The sequence below is a fragment of the Cytobacillus mangrovibacter genome, from assembly GCF_042865275.1.
Classification (GTDB): domain Bacteria; phylum Bacillota; class Bacilli; order Bacillales; family Cytobacillaceae; genus Cytobacillus; species Cytobacillus mangrovibacter.
In genome coordinates this window covers 125,816-138,925 of sequence record NZ_JBIACJ010000010.1, presented here as the reverse complement: position 1 = coordinate 138,925, position 13,110 = coordinate 125,816, and the positions used below count along the sequence as shown (strand labels likewise).

The window sequence follows — 13,110 nt, the reverse complement described above, 5'->3', positions numbered from 1 at the left end:
AAGCCATCTTTCAGCTTTCCCTCATGAGAGGAAAAGAATTATCCGGTATTAGCTCCGGTTTCCCGAAGTTATCCCAGTCTTACAGGCAGGTTGCCCACGTGTTACTCACCCGTCCGCCGCTAATCTTTGGGAGCAAGCTCCCTCAGATTCGCTCGACTTGCATGTATTAGGCACGCCGCCAGCGTTCGTCCTGAGCCAGGATCAAACTCTCCAATAAAGAGTTGATTAGCTCATAAATAAAAATTTAAAACGTTGACGTTTTTGCTTTGTTTATTTTTCAAAGAACTATTTTCTTAGGACAGGATATTAATATATCACTTTGTCTTTATCAAGTCAATTACTTTTTTAAAATAATTATTATTCAAAAGTAATTACGCCTCATCAGGGGCAGGTTTATATAATATCAAAAACAACAAACAAATGTCAATAACTAAAGGGATAAATTTTTATTTTTATTTATCCCTTCTTTCTATCCTTCAATCAATAATATTATATCAATATTATTTTTAATTATAATGAACAACAACAAGGCTGGAATCTTAATCAAAACACTTCATTATATATCAAACGGAGAAAGATATCATATTCCTTGGATTGCCTATCACCCTGAAGCATTTATGCGGCCATATATTTAAAGAGCAGCCTTTACAAGAGCAAATAGACAACTACTTTAATCAATTATTCATCCCTCTCATACATCATAGCAAAAAGTCTCATAACTTTATTATTTTCTGAAAGAGGTGTGTATTGCAAAAGAAAATACCAGAAAATCGCCAGTAAAACTGCAGTGTTCTGCACTTACTTTTATTTGGCTTTCATATTTCAATACAGTTAGGAAAAACCCTAGCTTGTGAAACTTTCCTGTGAAACATGTTTTTTCGGGGAGTCACTGTGACTTTATCTTAAAAAATATGGAACCGGTGGAACAATCGCATGGCTGTAATCAATTGGCAAGTAGACATTTTTATTGCCTATTGTTATATTTTCACTTGCCAAAAACAATTATTTTACACCACTTATATAGAAACGATGTACAAGCAATATTCTACAAAATAAAAAGAAAGAAGTACAACCATCAAACTGCTGTACCTCTGTCACATCCTTAAACTCTAATGTGGAACATTTTCGTGTAACAAGATTTTTCGAGGCATCGCTGTGACCTTATCTTATGAACCATCCCATTGTTTTCCTCGTATCATTAAAAAAGATTGCATGAAAAAATCAAGCAATCCTCTTGTTTATTATTTTTTTAACACTTCTTTTCCAGATTCACTAAAGTTAACTTGATGCTCTCTTGCTGCCTCTTCAATTTCCTCAAATGCCCAATGTTTTTTTGAGACATCCTCGAAAGTTGGAGTGGTCACACCTGTCATTGGACCGCGTCTAAAGAGACGATTGAGCACCTTGACCGCTTGAGCCCTTGAAAGCTTATCCTCTGGATGGAAATTGCCATCTTCATTGCCGATCATGATGTCGCTTTCCTTTAAGAAGTATATCGCTTCTGATGCCCAATGTTTTGCTGAGACATCTTTGTAGCTAGATTTGGTAGAATCACCTAGCTTTACACAACTATCAAAACTAGATGAATCATTCTTGCATTCTGATTGAATCCAGCGGTAAGCAATTGCCGCCATTTGCGCACGGGTAACAGACCCTTCTGGATCAAATTTTGTATTTGAAACACCTAACATGATTCCTGCATTTTTCGCTTCCATGATGTCGGCATATGCCCAGTGCTTGCCTATGACATCTTGGTAGTTTGGTAGTTTCGTTGTTGGCGCCCTGTCTAAATTACGGGCAAGCATCGCAGCCATTTGCGCACGACTCACATTTGCATTTGGTGAGAAGCTGCCGTTGCCACTTCCTTGAATATATGGTGTATGAAGATCCTTTTGTCCAGCTTGGAATTCCTCCCAGCCGTCCATGTAAATCATCGTAAAGGTACTGAATTTCGTCACAGTGAACTGAAGTCCTTGAGTACCATCCTTCATTTTAACCACTTGACCAGGAATAAGCTCCTTTGTGCCGTCGCTATGCTCAATGAACACACCGAGATTATCCAAAATCTCTTGTTGTTTTGATGCATCCGCTGGTAAATCCCTTAATGGAAGAACAATCGAAACTTCACGGCTTTGCATATTTGTTTCTATTTCCATTGGACGCCCCAGTACTTGAACCGTCTGGTCTTTGGCGACTTCTTTGACTAATTCCTCTGTTTTTGCTCGATTTTCTACTTGTTTCTTACCTTCCTCAGACTTGATTGGAACAACTCGGAAATACAAGTCATCGTTGAAGCTAGAAATCGATGTAGTTGGAATTGAAATAACCCCGTTTTCTGTCACAATTTCTAAATTTAAATTTCCATCATTTAGCTGTTTGAGAGCAGTATTTGGTATTTCTACTCTTACCTCCGACACCTTATCTTCCTTATCAGGAATGACAATTCTAGCGGTATCCATCCCTTTTTCTTTTGCTTTGGCAACGGTATCCTTGGCGATTGAATCCGACATGGACACTTTATCTTTTACCGTACCATTTGGTTCCGTTGTTCGCTCGATTGGTGTCTTCGTTAAGTTGGTTCCATCGTTTCCATCCACGTCTACTACAATTTGTTCAGTAGTTGGCTTAGGATCTGGAGTAGGTTCAGGCACCGGTGTTGGGTCTGGTGTCGAACTTCCACCTCCGCTGCTTGGTGGGGCTGGATTTAAGGTGAATGTCACAGTTGTTGATTCTCCAGCTGACTTATTTCCAGTTGCCTTCACACGTACCTTCACCGTTACATCCCCTGTAAACGTTGGGGAATGATTCAGATCAAATGTGGTCCACGTTTCCCCATCATCTGTTGAAAACTCCATCGTCCCGTCTGCACCTACAAGCTTGTTTGTTGTATCTTCGGCGCTAACATTTGGTGCAGCAGGCGGTGCAATACTCTTAGTTATTTCTATTGTATATGTTTGCGTACTTCCACCCTTAGCAGTTACTACAATTGTAACCGGATTGTTTCCATCAACTAATGGGATTGATTGTGAAATATCATTCTCAATGAGTGTCCCATTTATTGTTATAGAAGCGGATGGATCTAATAAACTTGCCGTAATATCTACATTAGTCACGTTATAAGGCACAGTGACATGATAATTTAGCTGTTCCGGAGTAAATAACGGTGTTAATTCTCCAGTAGATACTGCTAATGCATTTAGTTCTGGCGAAACGACATGTATTGTTCTTGTAACCTCATCTGCTGCATTATTGCTACGATCGGAAACATTGTATTTCACATGGTAGGTACCCAACTGGCTAGTATCAACAGATCCCGTTACATCTACATCTTGTGTTAAATCTTGATCCACTTCATCAAACACAGTATAACCAGGGTCTAGATAAGACTGATCTTTTACTAGATAGATAGTTTCACTGCCTTCTAGCGTAATGATCGGTTTCTTTGTATCAACCACCTTAAAACTAACGGTAGCTTGGTGGGATTTGAAATCATTTACTGAATGACTCGTTCCATTATCTTCAACTGTATAATCAAAGCTGACTGTTCCTAAATCAGATGGAATAAATTTAATTTTACCATCTTGAATAGCAACCGTTCCTCCAACTGCATGATCAACAGATTTGATCGTTAAAATTTGGGCACTCTCATTATCTGGGCCTGGCTTATCATTTGCCAGCAATTCAGCAAATGTGATTTCTACCCCTTGTGGGTTCATTTCTTTGCCAGGAAGGTTGTCATCGCCTGCAATTGGTGAATCATTCACTTCGTTAACAGTTATCGCTGCGATTTCCGCTTCACTTAATCCTCTGCCAGCCTCATCCAATGAAGCCTGTATCTTAAAGGAGAATGTATCTCCAGCTAGTGAGTTAGCATTAGGTGCTGGTGAGAATTTCAATCCCGAAAAACCTTCTGCTTTCGTAATATAATCACCATCTCCGATAGGAGTCGTTCCATCATTTTTATAGAGAGTACCTCCTATGATGTCACTTATTCTAAAATGTGTGACTGTAGCGTCCTCACTATTTGGGGTGATAACTAATCCATTACCACTCTGAGTATCTTCCTCTGTTACTGTGTTTGTTACGGTAGGTTGACTTAAATCTTTGGTAAAATACAATACCGCTTCTTCACTTGATGGTACTCCTGTTAGCACGCTCCCAGGAATACGAACTTTCACCACTTTATTTCCTCTTAAATCTGGAGGGGTGAGCGGGTTATATTGTTCCCATAACCCATCATCAATTTGGTATTCTAAGAGGACATTGATCCCCTCGATAATATTTCTTTCATCATCAGCCGCAACGTTCGGTGCGGGCGCTAATCGGTAGACGTTTATCGTGTAAGTCTTTGTTGTCGTCCCATCCTCGGCAATGACCTTAATCTCAATTGTATTTTTCCCTGGAGCCAGAGCAATTGCTTCGCTCGCAGACCGATCATTTACAGTAAAAGTTGCTTGCCTTCCTACTGAAGTCGGGGTGACAATCAAATTCTCAGTACTAGAAGGTACATTCATACCATAATTGACTATACTATAATGAAAATCACTTAATGAACCTATTGATAAATTCAGATTGTAAATATTGGCATCATTACTTTTCGTAGTAAAGGAATTAGTCATCCCGTAGCTTGTGCCATTTGCATTCGTTGCATATGGACGATAATAATAAGTAGTATATCCCTTTAACCCTGTTAAATTTGCAGTTAATGGTCCAACTGTACCCGTAACTACTTTTTTAGTATGTTGCTCAATAGTTGGATATGAATTATTAGTTGAATAAGCAATTCCACGTTCAGTTATTGGAGAATTCCCATCTGACGTCACTTCACCACTCACAGTAGCTGAAGTTGAACTTACATTTGAAACGGTAAGATCTGTTAGGACGGTTGGTGCTGTAGAACCACCTATCCACTTTGCAAACAGTGTTATATCACTGCTGATCGCTGTATTAAAATCAAATTCGGTTGTGTATGTGTTACTTGTATACCATCCAGCAAAGGTATAATCGCCTTTCGTTGGATCGGCTGGTTTAATCGCCTTTCCATCCTCCTTAATCAGCTGAGAACCAATTGGGGTGCCACCGCTAACGTCGAAGTCCACATTATAGCTGTTCACGACTTGAATCGTTCCATTTACCGCATCAGCAGGAATAGCTTTAGTAGGATAGGAATTATCGGAAAAGTCAATACTTCCTGAAATCGTTTTATCAATGGCCAAAGCACTGCTTCCCAGTGGAGCATCGCTTTTTGCCTTAACTTTAACCTTGAATAGTTCTTTAGCGGTTGAGATAAGAGAATCTCCCCCCGTTATATCAGCCCATCCTACTTTGAACCAACCTTCCTCCGACTCTATGTTTGAAAAGAAGAGTTCCTCATCACTTGCGTCTGTTGGAATAATTTCTAATATATCTATAATCGAAGGGTCATAGTTTATTTGTATTCCATATCCCCCTATCCCCGTGATAGGTGTATTTATCGAAACAGGGATTTCCTCAGTCAAACCTTTTCCAGCAGTCACATTTCCTATCGTAACTGTTACTCCCGGAACAACATTCACTGTATTCACCTGCTGCATCTTATAAGCACTTTTATTCCCTGCAGCATCTTTAACGATAACGTTGAAATAATATGTTGTATCTGCATCGAGTTCAGTTAAGCCAAAGGATGAAATGTCCTTAGTAAACCCGTTCCCTAGCGGAGTACCATTAGCTTCTATGTCGCTAACAGTATCAATATTATTACTGCTAGATTGATAGACTCGGTACTCTAAATCCTCTTGGGAAGTAACGTTATCTGTGGCCTCTGTCCAGTCTAATGTCACTTCTGATGCGGTAACATTGTTTGTGGTAATCGTACCAGTGTTTCCGACAGTTGGTGCCGTTGAATCTGCAATCACCGGATCAGTAACAATCAGATCATCAAAATCCAATTTAACCGTTGCATTCGCATAAATTCGAAACTCATCAATATTTTGCCAAGCAGGATCACTTGATACATCTACGGTGTAAAAATTATTAAAAGGGGGAGTGAATGACTTTTCAGCCCCAACCACTGGGTTTCCGCCAAGATACCCTACTATTCGATAAGTATCTGCTGTACTATTCCTCTCGACAACTCTGAAAGAAACAAGTTTGAATGCTCCTGTATTTGACTGTACCCGACCGTATTCATTCACTCCAGCCTGAAAGGATCCCAAAAATAACAAATCCTTCGTCGTGTTAGGAGCTAGCATTCTAATTTGGGTCCTTGGACTCGCACCCACAGTACTAACCATACTAAATGTCCAGTCACCTATCGTTTGTGGGACACTAACCCCTGATCCTGTCGGTACGCTTTCAAAATTCTCACTCCGTGGTGTCGCTGCAGCATATACTTTCGACGAAACATATAATGATGAAAATGGTTCTATCATATAAACCAACATACAAACAAGGGATAACCATACCATCACTTTAAAAGACAACTTTCTTTTTCTCATACCAATCCCCCTAAATTCCGCAAATTCTTCCCTGTGCCTTTTTTTGTGCTCTACTAGTTTACCATCCCACACTCAACAAATTCTCTACAAATAGGAGTTTCGCCCTAGGTCCATAAAGGTGCTTATTTCAAAAAGGCGTTGATCAAAGGTACTGTAGTAGTTGGTGTTGCATTTTCTAGTACGTCTTTTATAAGTGCCTATTCTCCTAAACACTTAAAAGCTAAAGCTAAGTCAGCATCATTCCCAACACCTGAACAAACTGTAAGGCGATAGCTTTTACTTCTAAGCCTATTTACTAGGTTCTCAATGTTTTCCCCTAGATTTTCACCATATTGTTCTTTTGTAGTCCTGAGAATTCCCGTTGCCTTTTTATTAGGCAGGTCATGATGACACTTTGTAAGGGATTCTTGATTAAGTAAGTGTGCCAAAGACGTAAATTTTGCCTCCGGTTGTGATTTTGCTATTTCTGCTATCCTTAATAGTTTTGTTTCCATTTTCACTGACTATACTAGAATAAGGTTTATTTTCTGCAAAGCGGGACAAAGGACCTATCCCCACAGTCCTTTCGACTTTTGCTAATTAATCCTCTCCGCCTTGCCCGATATCAGCTTGAGCTGATCATTCTCATAGCGAACCTCATAAGTGGCTTTATATTTACTTAAAATGAGTGAACCACTCTTGCGCTCTTCAGCAGAGATAATAGCAACGACAGTCGCATGGTCTCCTTCACTCGTAGCTGTTAAATCATCAATGTTGACGGATCGTGTGTTCAAGTAGCCTTCTCTAAACTTTTCATAGGTTGTACCTGATTTCCACGCGCTCCCTAATAGGGAATATGCTGTAACATAATCACCATAATTCAAGCTTTCGTAGAAATAGTTAACGAGATAACTAGAGTAGTCCTCCAATGAGTATTCATCCTCATACGCATATCCTTCTGTTCCCAGGTCCAATTCTGGAATGGTTGTCATCGGTGTTTTTACCCAGCCTTCAATTAGAGAAAGAATACTTGTCATTGGAATACTAAAGCCGATGGCTCCTTTATCTGTACCAGCTGAATTGATTCCTAGAACTTCCCCTGTTTTGCTATCTACTAGCGGTCCCCCGCTATTGCCAGGTGCGATCGGTGCGGAGATTTGGTAAACATCCTCATAGTGAAAGGGTTCAATATCCATGTCACGGTCAATTCCGCTAATAATCCCTGTTGTGACAGTATTTTGCAAACCTAAAGGACTTCCTAATGCAAGGACCTCATCACCGACCACCCCTTTGCGGTCTGCGGCAATTTTTAGTGGCTCTGTTCCTTCTAAACCAGGAACACGTACAACTGCAACGTCTGTTTCTTGGCTAATCCCGATTACAGTTCCTGAGAACTCTCTTGAATCTGAAGTAATAATCGTAACATCCTTTGCATTGGCTACCACATGAGCGTTTGTCACTACATCACCCTTGTTATTATAAAGAAAGCCAGATCCTAATGAACCGTCTGCCAATTGTATTTTCACAACTAGCTTCTGTGTATGATGGATAACATCTTTCAATTCAGTTGGAACCTTTTCCTCTTCCGCTTGTGCTTCTACAACTAATTCAGAAGAAGCTGTTAGTTTTTTGGGGACTGTTTCCTTTATATAAAAAAAGACGAAAACTCCCGCTCCCCAGACAAGAATCGTTGAAAATAAACTAATTATCCATTTTTTCATTTTGTCACCTTCATTAATTGAGATACCATGTAATATTGTCGATTTCAACATGTACATTTTGGGAAACCCCATAATAAATATCCTCAAAAGATCCTAAATCACCAGGCTCCAAATAATACGGGTAAACCGAGGCCAAGCCGTCCGATAGGTACATATCATTTTCATCATAAATCGTATAGTATATGGTAATGGAACCGATCGTTTTTGTAGCGACATTCTTTACATTCCCCGATAAATATAAATCCCCATATTCATCAACCTCTACAGAGAAATCTGAAACCTCAACAGCAGCCGTACGATTCTTCAAATCCTCCTGCGCAGCAGCTTCCATCGCCTTTTCAATTTTTTGCTGCTCTGCTTGTTCAAAAGCAAGCTTATCCTGTTCTACACGATCTTTTAAGGCTAATAGCTTTTCATCATTAACAGCAAATTGAAGCCCTTTTTTAATCATGCTAAAAGCTTCAGAGAACTGCTTTTTTGCTAATTCACTTTCCACATTCCTACTGCTAATTTGGACAATCTTATTTAATATTTCCTTTTTCACAACACTCGCATTTTCTTCAGGCAGTGTCGCAAGAATAGACAACTTTCCACCTAATTGATCAACAGTATTTAATTCATTCAATTCCTTTTTAATCGTCCCAATCGTAATTTTGGTTGCATGATCCTCTACTTCCTGATTGAACCGGTCAAATAAAGGGGCCTTTTCTTTAGTTAGCCTTTCTTTTAAACTAGCTAGCTCTTTTGAGGCTTCATCAAATTGTGTCTTTTTTATATTCTCACTTACTTTACCAAGGACATCCTCGTACCCCATAGCCTTTTCAATCATTCCTCTGCTATCTTGTAAGGCTGTGTAATTAGGACGCTTTGATTGTGCCTTTTCTAATAATTTCATTGCCTTTTTGTATTCTCTTTTTAATGCAAGCTCTTCAGCCGACTCCTTTAGGTCTAGCACTTGACTATTCATCTCTTTTTCTTGAAAATAGTAGAAGCCAAGCCCAGCAGCCACAAAAATGAAGCTAATTACAGGAACAAGAATGGGGAGATATCGCATAAATGGACCTGAGGATGACTCCTGTTGTCCTCCCATCTCATCGATTTCTGGTCCTTCTTCCGGCTGGACAGACGACTCAGCAATAGATGTTTCAGTCCTTTCTGCTTCCATTTGCTCAGTAGTCATTTCATCCTGTTTACCTGCTGCATCTATTGCTTCAGCAGTCCCCTCATTATTTGCCACGTCTACATGCATTTGAACCTCACACCCGCATCGAGAACAAAAACGAGAACCTTCCACTAATTTCTCTCCACATTGATGGCAGTACATTTGAACCACACCTTCGAATGATTTAAAAAAACAGGGGGACGGTTCTTGCGTTCCCCTGTTTTTATCTGTTATGACAAAAACTTAAAAACTGTCCCTGTTTTTCCCCTACTTCTTTATAAGGGTGAAGTTAAAGTCAATGTTTGCTCCACGAAAGTCAGTACATCCATCGTTTTTCTCTTGTACTTTGACACCAGTATTTGTACGAACGAATGTAAGTTTACAGGATTGCTCATATTCATCGGTATAATCTACTAATGCTGTGTTTCCTTTGTAACTTGCTGTTGCTTCGACATAGCCATTAAAATAATGACCATCATTTCCGTCATTTGAACCAACATCCAGTGAAAAATCAAATGTATTCTGATGTTCATTTGTAATGATTAAAGCACCCGATCTCTCGTACCCTTTGCCTTTTTCAAAATGTTTATATGTACCGGTCCATGAAGAACTCATTTTATTTGTTACATGCACCTTTATTACCTTCATTCCCTGTGTTATGGTTGCAGTATTTAAGGTATTATCCCATTGAACCTGTGCTCCCAATGCTTCACTTACAAAGCGTAAAGGCACTAATGTTTGATTATCTTTAATACTAGCAGGGACATCAATCTTTTTGTTCTTTCCATTTATTGTTGTATTGGAACTCCCTATTTTCAAGGTAATCTTTGTTGCTCCTTTTGTAGCAGTTATCGTTTGTGATTTCTGATTCCATGAAACATTGGCATCTAACTCCTCAAATATCGCTCTAAGCGGTACAAGTGTCCTCCCTTTATCAATTTGCCCACCTTCAATTACAGTTGAGCTATTAGCAGAAACTCCTGTTGTCAAAAATAATAATGGACATGTAATTAGTACTACGGAAAGCTTTTTTAAAAATCGAATCATTGAATCTATCTCCTTTTCTCATTCTATTTTGGCAATGAAATGTAATATTTACCAAACTGCATTACAAAGTCACTACCTGATAAGATTACTGCCTTTGTAAAAAGTAAGTTCTATCTAATTAATATCATACAAAAATACTAGTACTTTTTAAATACAAATTGATACACCTTATGATAATGGAGAATCATAGAATGAGACAATAAACCTATTCTGCCGCCGCTGCCCCGAATAAACACAAGAACCGTCCCCTCATTTCTCTCCCTGTGACCTTATGGAATTGAGCTACAATACTTTCTTTTTTTCTCTTCAAAGGTCCCTTCATAATAATCTAATATACTACTCATATTCAAAAAGGGCGGGCCTTTTAAACTTTCACTTTTGTAAAATTGATAGCTGCTCCACGGGTAGTTTTCTGGCTGCTGGACCATTCTCGCCTCCACTGGATTGAGGTGAATGTAACGGCTGACTTCTAACATGCCTTCTTTATCCTTGATGACTTTGTCATAAAAACGTTTTTCATATACGTGGCCTGTTAAGCGATATTTTGTATTATAGTAATTGGCATATCGCTTATTTATCAGTGCCATCACCTTTGATAGCGGTGTTTCCTTCGTGCGTAATTGCAGGTGATAATGATTGTTCATGAGGCAGTATGAAGCCATTTCAAAGGGGTATTTTTCCTGGAGCTGCTGGAGAATATGGAGAAAGGCTTGAAAGTCGCTCGCATTTCGAAATAGTGGATCACGACGGTTTCCTCTGCTTACAATGTGATAAAATCGTTCTGGAATATAGATTCTCTTTTTATATGGCATTATGTTTCCCTCGCAATTCCTTGCTGTTTATTCTGTGTCCATCTTCTTAACTTCATCGCCTCCCAAATCGCTTGATCTGTAATCTTTTCTTCCCCTGCTAGGTCAGATATGGTCCTGGCTAGTCTAATAATTTTTATTTGGACACGATTACTCCAATTTTGTTTTACAGATACATTCGTGAGCATCCTTTTCTGTTCTGGAGTTAATGGACTCGTTTCGACTAAGGATTCAAAGGAAATCTTTGCATTCGATTCTTCTCTCTTGTATCGATCAAACTGTCTAAGTCGTGCCAACTCTACTCGTTTCCGAACAACTTTTGAAGATTCTTGAACCTTAGATGGTTGATGTACATTTACCGATTGCAAGGATAAAAGGATGTCGATCCGATCATAGATGGGACCTGATAATCGATTACGATAGGCTTGAATTTGCTTATCTGAACAGGTGCAATAATGATGGAAAGAGCCAAGATAGCCGCATGGACAAGGGTTCATGGCGCCAATTAAGATAAAAGAGGCGGGGTATGTCACAGTGGAATGTGCTCTACTAATAGTCACTTTTCCTGTTTCAAGCGGCTGACGCAGCATATCAAGCGTTTTCTTTGTGAATTCTGCCATTTCATCGAGAAAAAGTACGCCACGGTGGGCCAATGAAATTTCACCTGGCTTTGGATTTGAACCACCACCAATGATAGCGACGGCCGAAGCAGAATGATGTGGATGTCTGAAAGGAATGGTATGGGGTTGGATACGTTTTTCACCAGCAAGTTGATACAAACTCATCACCTCAAGCTGCGCTTGATTCGTTAAGGCTGGTAAAATAGATGGAAAGGTTTCCGAAAGCATGCTCTTCCCACATCCTGGTGGCCCACTCATGAGCAAGTTATGTTCACCTGCAGCGGCAATTTCTAAGGCACGTTTTGCATGTTCATGACCGATTACATGGCTGATATCCTTTTGAAGAGAATCATTAGTGGAACTATTTACATCTATAATCTGTGACGACTCAGAATGCCACGCTAACACCTCTTGACCTTCTAAATGCTGAACCACCTCCTCTATATGCTGCACAACAATACATTCTATATCCTGTAGCATATGGATCGGCAGCACAGGATCATAAGGTACATAGACTCTCTTCATTCCAAGTCCTTTGGCAGCAATCAATGCAGGTAACATCCCTTCCCCGCTGACAACCGTTCCATCTAGCGATAAAGCACCAATGAACGCCGTATCTGCTGGAATCTCCCTTTGAATTTCATTTAATTCCTTCAATGCTGCGATAGCAATCGCCAAATCAAATAGGGCACCATTTTTCTTTTGGTCAGAAGGGGAAAGATTCACAACAACCTTCTTATCTGTCACATCTAAATCAAAGTGTGCAATCGAAGCCAACACGCGCTCCCTAGACTCTTTAACCGAAGCATCAGGTAAGCCGACAATCACCATCGATTCTGTATCCTGAGAAATCCGCACTTCCACCTGCACACGGTAGCCCTCCAAGCCTTTTAAGCCAATACTCATAACCTTAACAGTCATAAATTTGCCTCCTACTATTTAATTTTAATTGCAACAGAAAAGGGATGTGAAAAAATCCAAAAAGGGAATAAAGTAGATTTAAAAATAGAAGCTTATAAAACGAAGTGAATAATAGTAGCAGGTTTGTCGAAAAGTTGACCCAACACCTACCTTTTCGACATAACCACCCAATATCTTGCAAAAATAAAAAATAAAGAGGCAGTATTTAAAAATATGATATTAGCTTCTTCAACAAAAACATGGGACCTTTCAGTCACATAGCCGTCGCAAGCTTACCCCCAATGTTTCACTTGCGAAACTTTCCTGTGAAACGGGATTTTTCGGGGCGTCACTTTGACCTTACCTCATTCAGGAATTAGAAATGGAGAATGAGAT

Annotated in this window: 7 protein-coding genes and 1 rRNA gene; all 8 read right to left on the bottom strand. The window is 39.6% G+C overall.

The annotated features are described in order from the left end of the window. A 16S ribosomal RNA gene (locus ACFYKT_RS17515) occupies nt 1-217 on the bottom strand; the annotation flags it as partial. Nucleotides 218-1,241: 1,024 nt separating this feature from the next. Beyond that, nucleotides 1,242-6,476: a DUF4073 domain-containing protein gene (locus ACFYKT_RS17510; RefSeq protein ID WP_389222247.1), complete on the bottom strand. Its 5,235-nt coding sequence runs from the start codon at nt 6,474-6,476 to the stop codon at nt 1,242-1,244. 197 nt (nt 6,477-6,673) lie between these two features. Next, nucleotides 6,674-6,970 (bottom strand): hypothetical protein, encoded by a 297-nt coding sequence (locus tag ACFYKT_RS17505; protein WP_389222245.1) that lies wholly within the window; start codon nt 6,968-6,970, stop codon nt 6,674-6,676. Between the two features lie 81 nt (nt 6,971-7,051). Continuing rightward, nucleotides 7,052-8,176, bottom strand: coding sequence for a S1C family serine protease (locus ACFYKT_RS17500; protein ID WP_389222243.1), 1,125 nt, complete (start codon nt 8,174-8,176; stop codon nt 7,052-7,054). 13 nt (nt 8,177-8,189) lie between these two features. Continuing rightward, a complete protein-coding gene (locus ACFYKT_RS17495) occupies nt 8,190-9,500 on the bottom strand; it encodes an FxLYD domain-containing protein (protein WP_389222241.1) in 1,311 nt (436 codons plus the stop codon). A 105-nt stretch (nt 9,501-9,605) separates the two neighbouring features. Further along, on the bottom strand, nt 9,606-10,385 hold the full coding sequence (locus ACFYKT_RS17490) for a copper amine oxidase N-terminal domain-containing protein (RefSeq protein ID WP_389222239.1): 780 nt from the start codon (nt 10,383-10,385) through the stop codon (nt 9,606-9,608). Nucleotides 10,386-10,654: 269 nt separating this feature from the next. After that, on the bottom strand, nt 10,655-11,197 hold the full coding sequence (locus ACFYKT_RS17485) for an REP-associated tyrosine transposase (protein ID WP_389222237.1): 543 nt from the start codon (nt 11,195-11,197) through the stop codon (nt 10,655-10,657). Then, nucleotides 11,197-12,735, bottom strand: coding sequence for a YifB family Mg chelatase-like AAA ATPase (locus tag ACFYKT_RS17480; protein ID WP_389222235.1), 1,539 nt, complete (start codon nt 12,733-12,735; stop codon nt 11,197-11,199). The genes ACFYKT_RS17485 and ACFYKT_RS17480 overlap by 1 nt, the downstream gene beginning before the upstream one ends. Nucleotides 12,736-13,110: the final 375 nt, after the last annotated feature.